Source organism: Paenibacillus sp. J23TS9 (assembly GCF_018403225.1).
Classification (GTDB): Bacteria; Bacillota; Bacilli; order Paenibacillales; family Paenibacillaceae; genus Paenibacillus_AQ.
On sequence record NZ_BOSG01000038.1, the window covers coordinates 1 to 255 of the forward strand.

At 52.5% G+C, this 255-nt stretch carries 1 rRNA gene; it reads right to left on the reverse strand.

Annotation, left to right across the window (positions count from 1 at the left end):
- A 23S ribosomal RNA gene (locus KJS65_RS29600) occupies positions 1–255 on the reverse strand; the annotation flags it as partial.

Sequence of the window (255 nt, forward strand, 5' to 3'; positions counted from 1 at the left end):
GTTTGCGGTACGGGCACCTTCACCTGGCTAGAGGCTTTTCTTGGCAGTGTGAGATCATGACCTTCGCTACTATAATTTTCGCTCCCCATCACAGCCCAGCCTTACGATGTGCGGATTTGCCTACACACCAGCCTCACTGCTTAGACGGACATCCATCAGTCCGCGTCACTACCCTACTGCGTCACCCCATTGCTCATAACGGTTTACGGTGGTACAGGAATTTCAACCTGTTGTCCTTCGATTACGCCTTTCGGC